This window comes from Stutzerimonas kunmingensis (assembly GCF_032106285.1).
GTDB lineage: Bacteria > Pseudomonadota > Gammaproteobacteria > Pseudomonadales > Pseudomonadaceae > Stutzerimonas > Stutzerimonas kunmingensis_B.
In genome coordinates this window covers 130,055-148,554 of sequence record NZ_DAMCPO010000006.1, presented here as the reverse complement: position 1 = coordinate 148,554, position 18,500 = coordinate 130,055, and the positions used below count along the sequence as shown (strand labels likewise).

At 65.6% G+C, this 18,500-nt stretch carries 11 protein-coding genes and 1 pseudogene; 10 read left to right on the top strand and 2 right to left on the bottom strand.

The window, feature by feature from the left end:
* Positions 1-2: 2 nt before the first annotated feature.
* The 4 genes from RT582_RS07075 to RT582_RS07060 are packed head-to-tail and all read left to right on the top strand — an operon-like array spanning position 3 to position 4,866.
* Positions 3-1,250 carry an NAD(P)/FAD-dependent oxidoreductase gene (locus RT582_RS07075; RefSeq protein ID WP_046619453.1) on the top strand — a complete coding sequence of 416 codons (1,248 nt, stop codon included), beginning with the start codon at positions 3-5 and terminating at the stop codon, positions 1,248-1,250.
* Entirely contained in the window at positions 1,247-2,062 is an 816-nt protein-coding gene (locus tag RT582_RS07070; protein ID WP_313477009.1) for a DUF1365 domain-containing protein, read from the top strand. Before RT582_RS07075 ends, RT582_RS07070 begins: the two co-directional genes overlap by 4 nt.
* Positions 2,049-3,326 (top strand): SAM-dependent methyltransferase, encoded by a 1,278-nt coding sequence (locus RT582_RS07065; RefSeq protein WP_313477008.1) that lies wholly within the window; start codon positions 2,049-2,051, stop codon positions 3,324-3,326. The genes RT582_RS07070 and RT582_RS07065 overlap by 14 nt, the downstream gene beginning before the upstream one ends.
* A 43-nt stretch (positions 3,327-3,369) precedes the next feature.
* Entirely contained in the window at positions 3,370-4,866 is a 1,497-nt protein-coding gene (locus RT582_RS07060) for a methyl-accepting chemotaxis protein (RefSeq protein WP_179484264.1), read from the top strand.
* A 14-nt stretch (positions 4,867-4,880) separates the two neighbouring features.
* Here RT582_RS07060 and RT582_RS07055 read toward each other — a convergent pair whose 3' ends face one another.
* Complete coding sequence (locus tag RT582_RS07055) at positions 4,881-6,212, bottom strand: coproporphyrinogen III oxidase (protein WP_312169494.1); 1,332 nt, start codon at positions 6,210-6,212, stop codon at positions 4,881-4,883.
* Positions 6,213-6,560: 348 nt separating this feature from the next.
* Here RT582_RS07055 and RT582_RS07050 point away from each other — a divergent pair.
* From RT582_RS07050 to RT582_RS07030, 5 genes and pseudogenes are all read left to right on the top strand, one after another.
* Positions 6,561-7,231 (top strand): annotated as a pseudogene (locus tag RT582_RS07050) (Sir2 family NAD-dependent protein deacetylase).
* A gap of 446 nt (positions 7,232-7,677) precedes the next feature.
* Positions 7,678-10,236: a nitrite reductase large subunit NirB gene (nirB, locus tag RT582_RS07045; RefSeq protein WP_313477007.1), complete on the top strand. Its 2,559-nt coding sequence runs from the start codon at positions 7,678-7,680 to the stop codon at positions 10,234-10,236.
* Positions 10,236-10,619: a nitrite reductase small subunit NirD gene (gene nirD / locus RT582_RS07040; RefSeq protein ID WP_179484268.1), complete on the top strand. Its 384-nt coding sequence runs from the start codon at positions 10,236-10,238 to the stop codon at positions 10,617-10,619. Before nirB ends, nirD begins: the two co-directional genes overlap by 1 nt.
* Before the next feature lie 85 nt (positions 10,620-10,704).
* Positions 10,705-11,517 carry a formate/nitrite transporter family protein gene (locus tag RT582_RS07035; RefSeq protein WP_312169488.1) on the top strand — a complete coding sequence of 271 codons (813 nt, stop codon included), beginning with the start codon at positions 10,705-10,707 and terminating at the stop codon, positions 11,515-11,517.
* Positions 11,518-11,575: 58 nt separating this feature from the next.
* Positions 11,576-13,297, top strand: a complete 1,722-nt coding sequence (locus RT582_RS07030) for a bifunctional protein-serine/threonine kinase/phosphatase (RefSeq protein WP_312169720.1) — start codon at positions 11,576-11,578, stop codon at positions 13,295-13,297.
* A gap of 3 nt (positions 13,298-13,300) precedes the next feature.
* Here RT582_RS07030 and RT582_RS07025 read toward each other — a convergent pair whose 3' ends face one another.
* The gene (locus tag RT582_RS07025) at positions 13,301-15,271 is read right to left on the bottom strand and encodes a DEAD/DEAH box helicase (RefSeq protein WP_312169486.1); all 1,971 of its coding nucleotides are present in this window, start codon (positions 15,269-15,271) and stop codon (positions 13,301-13,303) included.
* Positions 15,272-15,478: 207 nt separating this feature from the next.
* Here RT582_RS07025 and RT582_RS07020 point away from each other — a divergent pair, with 207 nt between their 5' ends.
* Positions 15,479-18,466 (top strand): PAS domain-containing protein, encoded by a 2,988-nt coding sequence (locus RT582_RS07020; protein ID WP_313477006.1) that lies wholly within the window; start codon positions 15,479-15,481, stop codon positions 18,464-18,466.
* The last annotated feature ends 34 nt before the right edge of the window (positions 18,467-18,500 follow it).

Sequence of the window (18,500 nt, the reverse complement as noted above, 5' to 3'; positions counted from 1 at the left end):
CCATGAAAATCGCCATCATCGGCAGCGGTATTGCCGGACTTACCTGTGCGCATCTGCTGTCCCGTCAGCACCAGGTCGCGGTGTTCGAATCGGCCAGCTGGATCGGCGGCCACACCCATACCGTGGACTTCCGCCTGCACGGCCGGGACTACGCGGTGGACACCGGCTTCATCGTCTTCAATGACTGGACCTACCCCAACTTCATCAAGTTGCTGGACAAGCTCGGAGTGCGCTACAAGCCGACCGAAATGAGCTTTTCGGTGAGCGATCCGCTCAGCGACCTGGAATACAACGGCCACGACCTCAACACGTTGTTCGCCCAGCGCAGCAACCTGTTCTCGCCACCGTTCTGGGGCATGATCCGCGACATCCTGCGCTTCAACCGCGAAGCGCTTGACGACTACAAGCACGGCCGCCTCGGTGCCCACGTCACCCTGGGTACCTATCTCGAGCTGGGCCGCTACAGCCAGCGCTTTATCGATCACTACATCGTGCCGATGGGCGCAGCGATCTGGTCGATGTCGCTGGCCGACATGCTGGAATTCCCGGTGGAATTCTTCATCCGCTTCTTCAAGAACCACGGGCTGCTGTCGGTGAGCGATCGCCCACAGTGGTACGTCGTCGAAGGCGGCTCCAGCGCCTATGTATCGCCACTGACGCGGGGTTTCAGCCAGCACATCCGTCTCAACTGCCCGGTGTTCGAGGTGCTGCGCGATGAGCACGGCGTAACGATCCAGAGCCCGGCCGGTGCCGAGCGTTTCGACAAGGTGATCTTCGCCTGTCACAGCGACCAGGCGCTGAGCCTGCTGGCCGAACCGAGCCGGGTCGAACGAGAGATCCTCGGAGCCATCGGCTACGCCGCAAACGACGTGGTGCTGCACACCGATACGCGCCTGCTGCCCAAGCGTCGCCGCGCCTGGGCCAGCTGGAACTACCGCCTCGGTGGGCCGACCACGCAGCAGGCCGCGGTGACCTACAACATGAACATCCTGCAGGGCATCGAGTCGCCGGAAACCTTCTGCGTCAGCCTCAACCAGAGCGAAGCGATCGATCCGGACCTGATCCTCGCGCGCTTCTCCTACGCCCACCCGCAGTACAGCCTGGCCGGCATCGACGCGCAGACCCGTGCCGACGAACTCCTCGGCGCCCGGCACAGCTACTTTTGTGGTGCCTACTGGGGCAATGGCTTCCACGAGGACGGTGTGGTCAGCGCGTTGCGCGTCGCCGCCGCCTTCGGAGAGTCGCTGTGAGCAGCGCCATCGTGCACAGCGCGCTGTACAGCGGCTGGGTGCAGCATCGGCGCTTCGCGCCGCGGGCCCATGCGTTCAGCTATCGCATGGGGTTGCTGTACCTCGATCTGGCCGAACAGGACGCCGTGCTCGGGCTTTCGCCCCTGAGTGGGCGTGCCCGCTTCGCCGCATTTTCCTTCCGCGAGCGCGACTACCTGCCGCAATACACCAGCCAGGGCATCGCGCTGGCCGACGCGGTCCGCCAGCGGGTCAGCGAAGCCCTCGGGCGGCCGGTCACCGGTGCCGTGCGCCTGCTGACCCAGCCGCGCAGCTGGGGGCTGTGCTTCAACCCGGTCAGCTTCTTCTATTGCTTCGATGAACAGGAACAGCTGACCGCGGTGCTCTGCGAAGTCAGCAACACCCCCTGGCGCGAGCGTTATCACTACGTGCTGCCGGCATCCGGCAATCGCAACCTGCGCTGCACGGTGGCGAAGACCTTCCACGTCTCGCCGTTCCTGCCCGGCGAGCTGGAATACCGCATGCGCTTCAACCCGCCGGGACGACGCATCGGCGTGCACATGGAGGATTGGCAGGGCGAGCACAAGCTGTTCGACGCCACCCTCGGTCTGCAACGCCAGGCGCTGACTTGCGGCGCGGTGCACCGCTACCTGCTCGGCTTCCCCTGGATGACCGCCAAGACCCTGCTCGCCATCTACTGGCAGGCGCTGCGCCTGCTGCTCAAGCGCACACCGATCTTCACCCATCAGCCCGCTACCAAGGCGTACGGGCTGGCCGTCACGCAACCCACCGGAGCCCGCCATGAAGAGCCCTAGCCTGACCGTCAAAGTCTGTCCGCTGGCGGGCATGGGACTGGCCAGCAGCCTGCTGCGCCGTACCGTGCTGAATCAGCTCGAACACCTGCGCCACGGGTTGCTGAGACTGCAACACGGCGATGTCTGCCAGCAGTTCGGCGATCTGGCGAGCCCGCTCAAGGCAGAAATTCATATAACCGACAGTGCCGCCTGGGGCCTGATCGCCGCGCGCGGCTCGATCGGCGCCGGCGAAGCCTACATTCACGGCTACTGGCACAGCCCGGACCTGACCGCGGTGATCCGCCTGTTCGTCGCCAACATGGACGTGCTCGACAACATCGAGCGGGGCAGCCTGGCGCTGTTCGGCCAGCCGGTGATCAAGGCGTTGCACTGGTTCAACCGCAACACCCGCAGCGGCTCACAGCGCAACATCGCCGCCCATTACGACCTTGGCAACGAGCTCTTCGAGCAGTTTCTCGACCCGACCATGATGTACTCGGCGGCAATGTTCACCAGCCCCGAACAGGATCTGGAACAGGCCCAGCTGCACAAGCTCGAACGCATCTGCGAAAAGCTCGACCTGCAGCCCGAGGACCATCTGCTGGAGATTGGTACCGGCTGGGGCAGCATGGCGCTCTATGCCGCCATCCACCGTGGCTGCCGGGTGACCACCACCACGCTGTCGCGCGAACAGTTCGCCTACACCCAGAGGCGCATCGAAGAACAGGGCCTGCAGGACCGCATCACCCTGCTGCTGCAGGACTATCGCGATCTCGACGGTCAGTTCGACAAGCTGGTGTCCATCGAAATGATCGAAGCGGTCGGCCACGACTTCCTGCCGACTTACTTCCGACAGTGCTCGCGGCTGCTCAAGAACGACGGGCTGATGCTGCTGCAAGCCATCACCATTCGCGACCAGCGCTACGAACAGGCGCGCCGCAGCGTCGACTTCATCCAGCGCTACATCTTCCCCGGCGGTGCCCTGCCCTCCATGCAGCGCATGCTCAATGTCGTAACCAGCGACTCGGACATGAACCTGCTGCACATGGAGGACTTCGGCGAACACTACGCGCGCACCCTGCGCCTGTGGCACGAGAACTTCCGCCGCGCCCGCGGCGAGCTGGAGCGTCACGGTTACGACGACTATTTCTACCGGCTCTGGGAGTTCTACCTGTGCTACTGCGAGGGCGGCTTCATCGAGCGCGCCATCGGCACCGCACAGCTGCTGCTGGCCAAACCGGGCGCTCGTCGGAAACCGCTCTACGACGGGTCAAGCGCGACATGAGGCGCCCGATAACAGGAGTGCGGACTTTCACCCGGAGTCATCCATGAACAGCGAAAGCGTCACGCTGCAAGCGCATTACCTCAAGGCCGATCGCATCATGCTGGGTGTGATCTGGTTTCTGGTCGCCTATTCGTTCGGCGTGGCGGCTTTCCATGGCACTTGGGCGCAAGCACTGGTCATCGGCGGGCTGACCGGCGTGGCCGTAACTGCGCTGTACATGCTGATCCCTGGTCAACGTCTGCTGCGCTGCCTGATCGGCGCAGCATTCATGGTGTTCTCCGCGCTGCATATCAACCAGGCACACGGCATGCTGGAGATGCATTTCGGCATCTTCGCCCTGTTGGCGTTCCTGGTGTATTACCGCGACTGGCTGCCCATCGTGGTCGCCGCACTGACCATCGCCGTGCACCACCTGAGCTTTTTCGCCCTGCAACAACAGGGCACCGACGTATTCCTGATGCCCGATGGCAACTGGGGCGAGGTATTCCTGCATGCGTTCTACGTGGTGCTGGAAAGCGCAATCCTGGTCTATCTGGCAATCCGTGCCGCCGCCGAGGCCCGCGAAGGCGAAGCGCTGCTCGGCGCTGCCGCCGCCATCACCGCGCGTCCCGAACGCATCGATCTGAGCTACCGCAGCCAGGTCAGCGGGCCGGTCACCCAGCGCTTCAATCAACTGCTCGACCAGCTGGGCGATCTGGTCGGCGCCGTGGTACGCGACACCGCGGGGCTGGGCGGCACCGCTGCCAACCTCAGCGAGGCAACCCGCCAGCTGCGTGACGGTGCCAGCCGCCAACTGGATGAGACTGCCTACATGGTCGAAGCCATGCAGCAGATGACCGTAGCCATCGATGACGTCGCCGGCCACGCCGATCGCGCGGCGCAGGCTGCCCAGGGTGCCAGCCAGAAGGCCGGCCAGGGCCGCAGCGCGGTCAGCGGCGTGCGCAGCGAGATCGGCACCCTTGCCGAACACATCGAAGGCACCGACCGCGTGGTTCAGGACCTGGCTGCGCAATCGGAGCAGATCGACCGCGTGCTGGAGGTGATCCGTACCATCGCCGAACAGACCAACCTGCTCGCCCTCAATGCCGCCATCGAGGCCGCACGAGCCGGGGAACAGGGTCGCGGGTTCGCCGTGGTCGCCGACGAGGTGCGCAATCTGGCGCAGAAGACCGCAGCTTCCACCACCGAGATCCAGGGCATCATCAGCCGCCTGCAGCAAGGTAGTCGCAAGGCCACCGAAGCGATGCAGAACAGCCGCGACAGCGTGGCCCGTTGCGTGAGCAGCAGCCAGGACACCACCGCCCTGCTGGACGCCATCGCCAGCGAGATCGAGGACATCAGCCAGATGAACGAAATGATTGCCGCCGCGACCCACGAACAGACCGCGGTTTCAGCCGATATGGGGCGTCATCTGCAGAGCGTGCAGCAGGTCGCCGAGCGTAACGCAGGGGACGCCAGCGAGCTGGATAACGATGGACGTCAGCTGCACGAGCTGGCCGGTCGCCTCGGCAGCCTCAGCAGCCGCTTCACCATGCGGTGAAGCGGCGGCGCCAGTCAGCGCCGCCGGCGCCCGGCCGAATGACCAATCACCATTGCGTTTGGCTGTTCGAAGGCCGCACACACCGCCGGCACCAGTAGCCGAGCATGGAGCGGGATTTCCAGCCCGCTGTCGTTCAGCACGATCACCCCATCGGCATGCAGCTGCTGCAGCGCGGGCCAATGCCGCGCGTAGCGCTGCCGCACATCCACGCCGCAGTGCTGGCTGAGCGCGTCGAAATCCAGCGCGAAGGTGCAGCGCAGGTGTTCGAGCAGCGACTGGTGCAGCGGATCGACATGGCTGGCGTGCAGACCGCAAATGCTCGGTAGCTGGTCCTGGTCGAGCGCCTGCTGATAGGCCTGCGCGGTGCTGGCGTTCTGACAATAAAGGCCATCGACCCGGCTTATCGCGCCCACCCCGAAACCCAGGTGATCGCATTCGCCGTGCAGGGTGTAGCCATGGATATCGTGGTGCAGCGCGCCGATCTCCTGAGCCATCGCCAGATCGTCGTGAGGCAGGACGAACTTGCCCAGCCCGATGTAGCGGTAGCCGGCGGCGCTGAGCTGCTCGACACCATGGCGGTACATCGCCAGCGTATCGGCCACCGAAGCCAGGCCGAGGCGCGCGGGATTGGAAGCGACCAGAGGCGCGTCGCGGTAATCGAACATCGTCACCTGATCGGGCGCCAGCTCGATGATCGACGCCAACTTGCGCGCGAAGCTGGCCGGCGTCTGCCAGGACCTGCCGTAGCCAAGATCCAGATTCACCGAGCGGTAATGCAACGCATGGGCGGCTTCGATCACCGCGCGGATGCGCGCCGAGCTGCGGAAGTACTCGACCGTGCTGCCGTCGTCCGCGCGCAGATCGGGCACCGCGACGCTGAGCTGGTTGAAGCCAAGCTCGTGCAGCGCGCCAATCAGCGGCCAGTCGACATGAGCCAGCTCGACTTCAGCGAGAAAGCTGCCGGCACGGGAATCGACGAAACTGAAACGGCTTCTGAGCAGCGTCATCAGTTCTCGTAACGCGGCGATGCCCAGCGTGCCGGTGCTCAGCCGCAATTGCTCGACCTGCTGCAGCGGCCCGGCATGGCAACCGAGCTGTTCGATCTCGCGGTGCAGCCGCAGCTGATAGGCCGCGGCCTCGCCAGGCTGCAGCTCGACGCCACCGGGCTGGTGAATGGATATCGACAGCGGGCGGCCGGCGCGACGCCCCTCGCGCAACGCGCGCAGCAGATCCAGCGGGGCGATCCGGTCGCTGAAATCGGCCGCAGCCGGATAGGTGCAGTGCCTCTGCCCGATCTGTCCGTAGCGTTGTACCAGCGCGTCGTCCCAGGTCACTGAGCCAAGCATGAGAGCCTCCCGGCTGCGAATATCGCGTCTGTTGCTTTACGCGGAATCATGCGCGAGCCGCTGCGGGCGACGTTGACGTCCGTCAAGTAGGTGACAGATGGCCACGGCGAGCAGCCGGACGGTCAGAACTCCGACGCGATACACGATGTGCTGCTTGAGCAACAGCCCCTCGCGAACGCCGTTCGACCAGCCGACGTTTTGAAAAAGCCCACAGCACGATGTTATTGATAGTGCGCCATCCATGCACCCCGGAGCCCGAACGTGATTCCAGCGTCCCTGATTTCCGCCCTGCGCTCGGCGCGCCATGTCGTCGTGTTCACCGGTGCCGGCGTTTCCGCCGAGAGCGGCATCCCGACCTTCCGCGACGCGCTGACCGGTTTATGGGAGCGTTCGATCCGGGCGAGCTGGCCACACCCGAAGCGTTTCGCCGCGATCCGGCGCTGGTCTGGGGCTGGTATGAATGGCGGCGCATGCGCGTCCTCCAGTCCCAGCCTAATCCTGCTCATCTGGCCATCGCCGACCTCGCGCGCCACGTACCGCAACTGACGCTGATCACGCAGAACGTCGACGACCTGCACGAGCGTGCCGGCAGCGAGGATGTCATTCACCTGCACGGCAGCCTGCACCGACCGCGCTGTTTCGCCTGCGCCCGCGAGCCAGCCGAGCCACTGCCGGCTGCCGACGAGCCCGAAGGTGGCAGGCGCCTCGAACCGCCCCGATGCAGCCACTGCGGCGGACGACTGCGCCCTGGCGTCGTCTGGTTCGGGGAGAGTCTGCCCGTCGCTGCACTCAGTGCCGCGTTCCAGGCGGCTGGCGAATGCGACCTGCTGCTATCGGTGGGCACCTCCGGCGTGGTCTACCCCGCGGCCGAGGTACCACACCGGGCGCGCGACGCCGGAGCCGCCGTGGTGCACGTCAACCCGCAAGGCGAGGCGACCGGCAGCGACCGCGAACACCTGCTTGCCCTCCCCGCTGGCAAGGCACTGCCCGAATTGCTCCGCGAGGCGTTTGGCGCCTGATGCAGAAACAATCTGCGCCCTGCCTCGGGTCCTGATCGCCCCAAAGCGGGGATCGTGCGCGCACCGCCGCACTGTTCTGGTTCAAGCCTGCCGCGGTCAGGCCGCAGTGACGGAGGCTGATCGCTCAGCATCCGAGCGACCAAGCACCGCGCAACACCGCGCAATCGCGCGCCTTACAGCCGCGAATCCAAACTACCGGACAAGCTGGCATACAACCTGCAACCACCCTTACAACACCTGCCGCCTCGCGGCAGGACGTCCCAGACGGTCAGCGGCGACCGTCAAGCCAACAGGCGCGGGACCGGGTGTAGCAGGCAACGAGGCCTGACCGACCACCCCACATTCCACTAATTACCAGGCAAAGGCGCCTGGAGCTGATACCAGCTCCAGGCGCCTTTTTGCGTTTTGCCGGCCCAGTGCCGCAGCAGCTCGACTGAGGAAAGGCCATGAGTTCTACCGTCACTCCGCTCACGCACGAAAAACTGGTCATCGTCGGCAACGGCATGGTCGGTCACCACTGCATCGAACAGCTGATCGAGCGCGGCGCCCTCACCCGCTACGAGCTGCATGTGTTCGGCGAAGAGCGCCAGCGCGCCTATGACCGCGTGCACCTGTCCGAATACTTCGGCGGTCGCGACGCCGAGTCGCTGGCCATGTGCGATGCCGACTACTACAGCAGCCACGGCGTCTACACCCACCTGGGCGTTCAGGTGCTGGGTATCGACCGCGAACGTAAGGAGGTCGTCACCAGTGCCGGCCGCCAGCCCTATGACCAACTGATCCTCGCCACCGGCTCCTACCCCTTCGTGCCACCGATCACCGGTGCCGAAGGCAGCGCGCGCCTGGTCTACCGCACCCTTGATGATCTCGATGCCATTCGCGCCGCGGCGACCAATGCCCGTCGCGGTGTGGTGGTTGGCGGCGGTCTGCTCGGGCTGGAAGCAGCCAACGCGCTAAAGTCGCTCGGACTGGAAGCCCATGTCGTCGAATTCGCCCCGCGCCTGATGCCGGTGCAACTGGACGGCGAAGGCGGTGCGGCATTGAAGGCGCGCATCGAGGCCCTCGGCGTTGGCGTGCATCTGTCGCGCGCCACCCAGGAGATCGTCGCCGGCGAGGACTACGCCTGGCGGATGAACTTCACCGACGGCGAATTCCTCGAAACCGACCTGATCGTGTTTTCCGCCGGCATCCGCCCGCAAGACGCCCTCGGCCATGTCGCGGAGCTGGAGATCGCTCCGCGCGGCGGCATCGTGATCGACAGCGAATGCCGCACCTCGGACCCGGCGATCTTCGCCATCGGCGAGTGCGCCAGCTGGAACGGCAGCGTGTTCGGACTGGTTGCACCGGGCTACAGCATGGCGCGCAGTGTCGCCGCGCAGCTGGCCGAGGAACCCCACGAGCCCTTCTACGGCGCCGACATGTCGACCAAGCTCAAGCTGCTCGGCGTGGATGTAGGCTCCATCGGCGATGCCCACGGCGCCACACCCGGCTCGCGCAGTTACCGTTTCATTGATGAGGCTAGCGCCAGCTACCGTCGACTGGTGGTATCCGCTGACGGCAAGACCGTGCTCGGCGCGGTGCTAGTCGGTGACAACAGCTACTACGACACTCTGCTGCAATACGCGCAGAACGGCATCAAGCTGCCGGCAGACCCATCCGCGCTGATCCTGCCGCAGACCGAAGGCGCTCCAACCCTTGGCCCAGATGCCCTGCCGGCCAGCGCAACCATCTGTTCCTGCCACAACGTCAGCAAAGGCGCAGTGTGCTGCCAGGTCGATGCCGGCGTCACCGATCTCGGCGAACTCAAGGCCGCGACCAAGGCGGCCACCGGCTGTGGTGGTTGCAATGCCCTGCTCAAGCTGGTGTTCGATGCCGAACTGGCGGCGCGCGGCGTGGCGGTGGACAAAAGCCTGTGCGAACACTTCGCCTACACCCGCCAGGAGCTCTACGGCATCGTCCGCGTCGAGGGCATCAGAACCTTCGCCGAACTGCTGGCCAAGCACGGCCGCGGCCATGTCGGCTGCGACATCTGCAAGCCGACGGTGGGCTCGATTCTCGCCTCCTGCTGGAACCAGCCGATCACCGATCCGGCGCTGATTCCGCTGCAGGACACCAACGACACCTTCATGGCCAACATGCAGAAGAACGGCACCTATTCGGTGGTGCCGCGCATCCCGGGCGGCGAGATCACTCCCGAAGGGCTGATCGCCATCGGCCAGGTGGCGAAGAAATACGACCTCTACACCAAGATCACCGGTGGCCAGCGCATCGACCTGTTTGGCGCCCAGCTGCACGAGCTGCCGGACATCTGGGGCGAGCTGATCGCCGCTGGCTTCGAAACCGGTCACGCCTACGGCAAGAGCCTGCGCACGGTGAAATCCTGCGTCGGCAGTACCTGGTGCCGTTACGGCGTTCAGAACAGCGTCGGCATGGCGCTGCGCCTGGAGGACCGCTACAAGGGCCTGCGTGCACCGCACAAGATCAAGTTCGCCGTATCCGGTTGCACCCGTGAATGCGCCGAAGCGCAAAGCAAGGACATCGGCGTGATCGCCACCGACAAGGGCTGGAACCTCTATGTCTGCGGTAACGGCGGCATGCGCCCACGGCATGCCGAACTGTTCGCCACCGACCTCGACGACGAAGCGCTGATCCGCACCATCGACCGCGTGCTGATGTTCTACGTGCGCACCGCCGACAAGTTGCAGCGCACTTCGGTCTGGCGCGAGAGCCTGGAAGGCGGCCTGGACTACCTGAAGGACGTCATCCTCGACGACAGCCTGGGCCTTGCCGCCGAGCTGGAAAGCCAGATGCAGCACGTGGTCGACAGCTACCAGTGCGAATGGGCCAATGCCATCAGCGACCCGGAAAAGCTCAAGCGCTTCCGCACCTTCGTCAACGACGGCCGCGGCGACCCCGACATCCACTTCGTCAAGGAGCGCGGCCAACGTCGGCCGGTACGCGCCAGCGAACTTCACCTGATCCCACTTACCCAGGAGGTGCTCTGATGAGCCAGTCCAACGTCGTTCGTCTCGACTCCCGTTCCGCAGCCCCGGCGGCCTGGCAGGCACTGTGTAGCCGTGCCGATCTGGTCGCCAATTCCGGTGTAGTGGCCTGGCACGAAGGCGCCCAGGTGGCGCTGTTCCACCTGCCCGACAACGCCGAAGGCGAGCAGCTGTTCGCCATCGACAACCGCGACCCCAAGTCCGGCGCCAACGTCATCGGCCGCGGCATCGTCGGCAACGTCAAGGGTGAGCTGGTGATCGCTTCGCCGCTGTACAAACAGCACTTCCGCCTCGCCGATGGCACCTGCATGGAATACCCCGAACAAAGCCTGCGCGTCTGGCCGGCACGCCTCAACGGCGATGCCGTCGAGATCGGCCTCGTCTGAGTTCCGCGCCGCCGCGCGTGCTGTCGGCGGCGCCCGGAAACACCGAATTTAAAAGCTTCTGCCAACTATTCGAGAGAAACCCGCCATGTCCTACATCATCCCCTCCGAGTTCGTCACCAAGATGGTGGACACCGGTGAATCGAAGATCTTCATGTCCACCCGCGACACACTGATCCGCGCCTTCATGGCTGGCGCCATTCTTTCCCTCGCCGCGGTGTTCGCGGTGGCCGTGACCGTGCAGACCGGCTCGCCGCTGGTTGGCGCGATGCTGTTTCCGGTCGGTTTCATCATGCTTTACCTGATGGGCTTCGACCTGCTCACCGGGGTATTCATGCTCACCCCGCTGGCCCTGCTCGACGGCCGTCCTGGCGTGACCGTGAATGGCATTCTGCGCAACTGGGGCTGGGTATTTCTCGGAAACTTCGCCGGTGCGCTGGTGGTCGCCTTCATGATGGCCTTCGTCTTTACCATGGGCTTTTCCACCGACCCGGGGCCGATCGGCGAGAAGATCTCGCACATTGGTGAGGCACGCACGCTGGGCTACGCCGAGTTCGGTGCAGCGGGCTGGGCGACCATCTTTCTGCGCGGCATGCTCTGCAACTGGATGGTCTCGATGGGCGTAGTCGGCGCGATGATCTCCACCTCGGTCAGCGGCAAGGTCATCGCCATGTGGATGCCGATCATGCTGTTCTTCTTCATGGGCTTCGAGCATTCGGTGGTGAACATGTTTCTGTTCCCCTCGGCGATGATCATGGGCGGCGACTTCTCGGTGATGGATTACATGCTCTGGAACGAGATCCCCACCGCGCTGGGCAACCTGGTCGGCGGCCTGGCCTTCACCGGCCTGACGCTCTACACCACCCACGTGCGCACCGCCCCCAAGCGCGCCGCCTACTGATCAGGAGCGAAGGAAGGCCCCGGTGCGCACGCGTGCCGGGGCCTTCGCGCAGATGCAGATGCCCAGCCAAATCGCCATTTCCCTTGGCCAGCACTCGGACCGCGGGTGCAAGCCGGCCAACCAGGACTTTCACGGCGCCTGCGTGCCCACTAACGCCCTGCTCGCAAGCAAGGGCATCGCTATCGCGCTGGCTGATGGCATCAGCAGCAGTGAGGTCAGCCATGTCGCCAGCGAAACCGCGGTGGCGAGCTTTCTTTCCGACTACTTCTGCACCTCCGACGCCTGGTCGGTGAAGCAGTCGGCGCATCGGGTGCTGGTGGCGATCAATTCCTGGCTGCATGCGCAGACCCGCCACAGCCCGCACCGCTATGACCGCGACCGAGGCTATGTCTGCACCTTCAGCGCGCTGGTGCTCAAGTCCGCTAGCGCGCACCTGTTCCACGTCGGCGATGCGCGCATCTATCGACTGCGCGACGGCGGCCTTGAACAGCTGACCGAAGATCACCGCGTACGCGTGTCGGCGGATACCAGCTACCTCGGCCGCGCGCTGGGCATCGACCGGCACCTGGAGATCGACTACCGCACTCTGCCGCTGGCGGTCGGCGATCTGTTCCTGCTCGCCACCGATGGCGTCTACGAGCACATCGGCGCGCGGGAGGTGGCGCAGCTCGTTGCCGAGCATGGCAACGACCTCGACCTGGCAGCGCGACGGATCGTCGAGCGGGCATTGGCCAACGGTAGCGACGACAACCTCACCGCGCAGCTAGTGCGCATCGACAGCCTGCCGGAGCAGGCCGTCGACGACGTGCAGCGTCAGCTCGGCGAACTGGCGCTGCCGCCACTGCTGGAGCCGCGCATGCAGTTCGACGGCTATCGCATCGTCCGTGAGCTGCACGTCAGCAGCCGCAGCCATGTGCACCTGGCCGTCGACGAAGCCAGCGGCGCCACCGTGGTGCTGAAGACGCCCTCGCTCGATCTGCGTGGCGACCCCGCCTATCTGGAGCGCTTCCTGCTGGAAGAGTGGATCGCCCGGCGCCTCGACAATCCCCACGTGGTCAAGGCCTGCCCGCCGCCGCGGCAGCGCCGCTACCTGTACACCGTGAGCGAATTCATCGACGGCCAGACGCTGGCGCAATGGATGCTCGACCACCCACAGCCGGACCTGGAAACCGTGCGCGGCATCGTCGAGCAGATCGCCCGCGGCGTGCGCGCCTTCCACCGCCTGGAGATGCTGCATCAGGACTTGCGCCCGCAGAACCTGATGATCGACGCCACCGGCACGCTGAAGATCATCGATTTCGGCTCGACCCGCGTCGCCGGGCTCGCCGAACGCAACGCACCGGGCACGCAGGACAACCTGCTCGGCACCGCGGCCTATACCGCACCGGAATACTTCCTCGGCGAGGCCGGCACGCCGCGTTCGGATCAGTATTCGCTGGCGGTGATCGCCTATCAGCTGCTCAGCGGTCGCTTGCCCTACGGCGCCGACGTCGCCAGGGCACGCACCACTGCAGCGCAGAAACGCCTCTGCTATCAGCCGCTGCGCCATGCGCAGCGCGATATCCCGGCATGGATTGACGAAGTGCTGGGCAAGGCGCTGCATCCCGATCCGGCGCGGCGCTATGCCGAGCTGTCGGAGTTCGTCTTCGAGCTGCGCCAGCCCAACCCGGCGTTTCTCAACCGCGCCCGCCCGCCGCTGCTGGAGCGCAACCCGCTGCTGTTCTGGAAAGGCCTGTCACTGCTGCTGGCGGTGACAGTCGTCGTGTTGCTGTTGCGCTGAGCCCTAGCCACGCCGTGCCAGGCGCTCGGTGGCGCCCTGGGCCTTGCGCGTATACCAGAACACCCGGCTGACGCCGCGGGTGATTGCCACATAGCCCAGGCGCAAACTCTCATCGGCCATGGCCTGGTCGTAGCTGTTGCGGAAGAAACCCGAGTAGGCATACAGCGCGTTACGCAACGGGTGTGGCTGCACTGGAGCGCAGTCGTCGACGATGATTGCCACCTCGGCCTGCAACCCCTTGGCGCGATGGATGGTGTAGGCCTTGACCGGCAGCTTGCGGTCCAGCTGCGCCTGAATGGTGCGCAGCGGCTCGTTGCGCCGGCTGAGCAGCAGCACCGCGGTGCGTTCGCGGCTTTGCCGTTCGGCCACATGGGCGCACTGCGAGGTGATCGCCTCGATCAACTTCGGCAGGCCCTTGTTCAGCTCGAAACCGGTGATCAGCTTTACCCCGTGGTCGCCGGGCTGCGTCGGTTTGCATGGCCGGCTGGTCTTGGCCTGCTTGAACTGCACGCCGGCCAGCACCGCCTCGCCATCGCGAATCACCGGTTCGATGGAGCGGTAGTTGGTTTCCAGCAGCAGCGTCTCGCTGCCCTTGGCGCCGCGCCGCGGAAAGTACTTGTCGAATTCCATGAACAACTCCGGCGAACTGCCGCGCCAGCCGTAGATCGACTGCCAGTCGTCACCGATGGCCATCAGGCTCGGGCCGGCCTTCTGGCGCGCCAGCTGGCGGTGCAAGGCCTGCAGCCATTGGACGATCTGCGGGGAAATGTCCTGGAATTCATCGATCAGCAGGTGCTCGAACGGCGCAAGGCTGGCCTGGGGCACATCCGTGCCCGAGCCCAAACGCTCGGTGAGCTGTTGAAAGGCCTCATTGAAGGTCATCAGCCCCTGCTCACGCAGCGCGGCCCTGAAGTAGCCATGGAAGCTCACCAGCGCTTCGACGAAATCCCGTTCGCGCGCCGCGCACTGCAGCTTGCCTGGCTGCAGCTGATCAATGCGAATGCCGATGCTCTCGATAAAGCCCGCCTGGGCATGGAAGGCCTCGTACAGCGGCAGCGGCGTGAACTCGCCGGCCAGGGTGAAGGTATCGCCTGGCGCTTTCGGCGCGGCGCGCTTGCCCTGCTCGGTTTCGGCCGGCGGCACGGGCAGATCGAGCAGGCGGTGCACCTGTTCGCGGAATGTCGCCTGTTCGGCGTAGCACTGCTGATAGGCCTGTTTGAGCAAACGCGTTTGCGCCGGGCGCAGGCGCGCGGCGGCCAGCAGGTTGTCCGGTTCGTCGGCCGCGGCGGTCTTGTCGTCCAGCTGCTCGAACCACACCGGCCGCTCCAGCACCTCACGCGCCAGCTGCGCCATGGCCGAGTGGAAGGTGCGCACGCACTGGCGCGCCTGCTGCGCATCGAATGGCACCTGCCAGAAGCCCAGCACCCGCACCAGCTGTTCGCGCAGCTGCGTGCAGGAGGCATTGGTAAAGGAAATCACGGTCAGCCGCCCGGGTTCGACGCCCATGTGACAGAGCATGAACACCACCCGCAGCAGCAAGGTGGTGGATTTGCCGGAACCGGCACCGGCAAAGACGCGCGTCACCGGGCTGCGGCTGAGGATCATCGCCCACTGCTCCTCCGACGGCGCGCTGATGATCCCGGCAGCCACCGCCTGCTCGACGCGGTCGCGCATCGCCTGAACCTTGGCGTCATCCACCTTCAGTTGTGCCGCTGCGTAGATCCCCTGCGCTGCCGTCCTGCGCGGCTTGCCGGCAGCGCGAGCCGGCCCCTCCGACTTGCTCTTCGGCTTGGCCTTGGCTGCAGGTTTGCCCTTGCGCTTGGCGGCCGCAGCCGTGTTCGTCTTGCCGGGCGCACTGCCCCAGCGACGAAACAACAACTCGTCCTCTTCGCGCAGATGGGCCGAAGTACGTGGAAAACAGCGCTGCAGCACCCCGGCAACCAGGGCCCTGTAGCGCTTGACGGCAGAAAACATCGGAAATCACCGTGAGCATTGCATATCGTTGATATGGTACGGGTTTTTCCCTGTACCCTGGCCGCTGCAAGGACGAACTGCAGCGAATGGCACCATCAACCTCCTGCCTCGCCGGCACGACTTCCCGGGCAATCGGTTGTCCGAGCTGAACCAGCTCTCGTATGAACCACCCTGCCCTGCCTTCACACCGGATACGGATCGCTACTGATGGACCCAGCAGCACACCTCTCGCCTGACGACTCGAACCACGCATTCCTCCCCGCCGGCGGCGAGCTCGGCGCGCTGATTCGCCGCTTCGACTGGTCGCAAACCACGCTGGGGCCTCTGGCTGAGTGGCCGTCGAACCTGAAGACCGTCACGGCCATGCTGCTGCTTTCGCCAACGCCCATCGTGCTGCTCTGGGGCGAGCGCGGCATCATGATCTATAACGACGCCTACTCCGGGTTCGCCGGCAGCCGGCACCCGCAATTGCTGGGCTCGGAAGTGCGCGAAGGCTGGCCGGAGGTCGCCGAGTTCAACGACAACGTGATGAAGGTCGGCTTGGCGGGCGGCACGCTTTCGTACAAGGACCAGGAGCTGGTGCTGTACCGCAACGGCCGGCCTGAACGTGCCTGGATGAATCTGGACTACTCGCCGGTGTTCGATGATCAGGCGCAGCCGGCCGGCGTCATCGCCATGGTGGTGGAAACCACCGAACGGGTAATGGCCGAACGAGAGCTGCAGGGCCAGCAGGCGCGCCTGCAACAGATGTTCGAACAGGCACCCGGGCTGATGGCGATGTTGCGCGGCCCGGAACATGTCTTCGAGATGGCCAACCCTGCCTATCTGCGCGTGGTGGGCGAACGTGACGTCATCGGCAAGCCGGTTCGCGAAGCGCTGCCGGAAGTCGAGCGCCAGGGCTTCATCGATATTCTCGACCGGGTCTATCGCAGCGGCACGGCCTTTGTCGGCACCGGTATTCGCGTCGGGCTGCAGCGCATCCAGGGAGAGGCCGAGGAAGAGCGCCTGCTGGATTTCGTCTTCCAGCCGGTGACCGATGCGAATGGCAATGTTGCCGGGACCTTCGTCGAAGGCTATGACGTGACCGAGCGCGCCGAGGCCGAACAGGCCCTGCGCGAGAACGAACAGCGCCTGCGCTTTCTCGATGCCCTGGCCAAGGAAACCGCCCGCAGCGTCGACGCCGACGCCATCCTGACCACCACTACACGCATGCTCGGCGAGCATCTGGGCCTGTCCAGCTGCGCCTACGCCGACATGGACCCGGACCAGGACGGCTTCACCATCCGCGGCGACTGGGCCGCGCCCGGCTGCACCAGCATCGTCGGACGCTATCGGTTGGAGGCATTCGGCAAACTGGCAGTAACCAGACTGCGTGGCGGTGAAGCCTTCATCGTCGACGATCACTGTGCGCAGCTGCCACCGGACGAGGCTGCCACCTTTCAGCAGCTCGATATTGCCGCCACCATCTGTTTGCCACTGGTCAAGGAAGGCCGGTTGACCGCGCTGATGGCCATTCACGACCGCGTGCCCCGCGTATGGAGCGCCTGCGAGCTGGCCCTGCTCAGAGAAGTCACCGATCGCTCCTGGGCGCACATCGAGCGTGTGCGCTCCGCTGCGGCGGTCCGGCAGCGCGAGCAGTGCTTCCTGGAACAGCTCGAAGCCAAGGTCGCCGAGCGCACGGCGGCGCTGGCACGCAGCGAGGCGAACATCCGTGCGGTGCTGGAAACCTCGCACCTGTACAAGGCGATGCTCGCACCGGACGGCTCGATTCTCTACGTCAACGCCACGGCACTGGCCGGCATCGACGCACGCTTCCATCAGCTGGCGGGCACGCCGTTCTGGGACTCGCCCTGGTTCAGTGCCACCCCCGGCATGCAGGAAGCGATGAAGGCAATGACCCTGCGCGTCGCTGCCGGCGCCACCGAGCACGGCACCATGACACTGAACATGCCGGGCGGCACGCGCACGTTCGACTTCTCCATGCGCCCGGTGCTGGGTGACGACGGTACTGTCGTCGCCCTGGTCCCGGAGGCGCTGGATATCAGCGAGCGCGTCGCCGCCGAGCAGACGCTGCAACAGCTGCACAAGATGGAAGCGCTGGGCAACCTCACCGGCGGCATCGCCCACGACTTCAACAATCTGCTCATGGCCGTGCTCGGCAGCCTGGAGCTGCTGCGTCGGCGCATGCCGGCCGATCCGGTCCTGCTGCGCCTGGTGGACAACGCTCGCGCTGGTGCCGAACGCGGCGCCTCGCTCACGGCACGCATGCTCTCGTTCGCGCGCAAGCAGGAACTGCACAAGACGCCGATCGATCTGCGCCAGTTGATCGAAGGTATGCAGGCACTGCTGCTCAGCTCGCTCGGTCCGACCATCCAGCTGGAGGTGGAGCTGCCGCAGCGACTGGCGCGGGTCAAGACCGATCCCAACCAGCTGGAAACCGCCCTGCTCAACCTTGCCGCCAACGCGCGCGACGCCATGGCTGGCGAGGGCCGCATCCTCATCGTCGCCGAACAGGTGACGCTGCACGGCGAGCAGCACGGCCTCGCAGCCGGGCGCTACGTTCGCCTGAATGTCAGCGACAGCGGCACCGGCATGGACGAAACGACGCTCAAGCGCGCGGTCGAGCCGTTCTTCACCACCAAGGGCGTCGGCAAGGGCACCGGTCTCGGTCTGTCGATGGTGCATGGCCTGGCCGAGCAGTCCGGCGGGCGGCTGGTGCTGCGCAGCAGCCCGGGCGCCGGCACCACCGCGCAGATCTGGCTGCCGGCACTGGAGGACGAGCCAGCCGTGGAACCGACTCGCAGCCCGTCACCGCATGACCTCCCGCGCAGGACCACGCGTCCGCTGTCCGTGCTGGCCGTGGATGATGACGAGCTGGTGCTGTTCGGCACCGCCGGCATGCTGGAAGCCGCCGGCCACCACGTCTTGACGGCCCGCTCCGCTGCGCAGGCGCTGGAGCTGCTGCAGGTGGCACAGATCGACATGCTCGTCACCGACCACGCCATGCCGCTGATGAGCGGCGCGCAACTGGCTGCCGAGGTACGGGCAAGCCGGCCGGAGCTGCCGATCCTGCTGGTGTCCGGCTATGCCGAACTGCCATCGGCCACTCCGGCCCTGCCGCTGCAGCGACTGGCCAAGCCCTTCACCCAGGACCAACTGCTCGATTCCATCGAGCAGCTGCGTGGCACCTCCTGAACAGATGGCGCCCTGACCAGACGGCGCCGGCACG

What these genes read in the sequence shown, in the direction of transcription:
- RT582_RS07075 (WP_046619453.1), top strand. Translation starts at nt 3, where the DNA reads ATGAAAATCGCCATCATCGGCAGCGGTATTGCCGGACTTACCTGTGCG.
- RT582_RS07065 (WP_313477008.1), top strand. Translation starts at nt 2,049, where the DNA reads ATGAAGAGCCCTAGCCTGACCGTCAAAGTCTGTCCGCTGGCGGGCATG.
- RT582_RS07060 (WP_179484264.1), top strand. Translation starts at nt 3,370, where the DNA reads ATGAACAGCGAAAGCGTCACGCTGCAAGCGCATTACCTCAAGGCCGAT.
- RT582_RS07055 (WP_312169494.1), bottom strand. Translation starts at nt 6,212, where the DNA reads ATGCTTGGCTCAGTGACCTGGGACGACGCGCTGGTACAACGCTACGGA.
- nirB (WP_313477007.1), top strand. Translation starts at nt 7,678, where the DNA reads ATGAGTTCTACCGTCACTCCGCTCACGCACGAAAAACTGGTCATCGTC.
- nirD (WP_179484268.1), top strand. Translation starts at nt 10,236, where the DNA reads ATGAGCCAGTCCAACGTCGTTCGTCTCGACTCCCGTTCCGCAGCCCCG.
- RT582_RS07035 (WP_312169488.1), top strand. Translation starts at nt 10,705, where the DNA reads ATGTCCTACATCATCCCCTCCGAGTTCGTCACCAAGATGGTGGACACC.
- RT582_RS07030 (WP_312169720.1), top strand. Translation starts at nt 11,576, where the DNA reads ATGCCCAGCCAAATCGCCATTTCCCTTGGCCAGCACTCGGACCGCGGG.
- RT582_RS07025 (WP_312169486.1), bottom strand. Translation starts at nt 15,271, where the DNA reads ATGTTTTCTGCCGTCAAGCGCTACAGGGCCCTGGTTGCCGGGGTGCTG.
- RT582_RS07020 (WP_313477006.1), top strand. Translation starts at nt 15,479, where the DNA reads ATGGACCCAGCAGCACACCTCTCGCCTGACGACTCGAACCACGCATTC.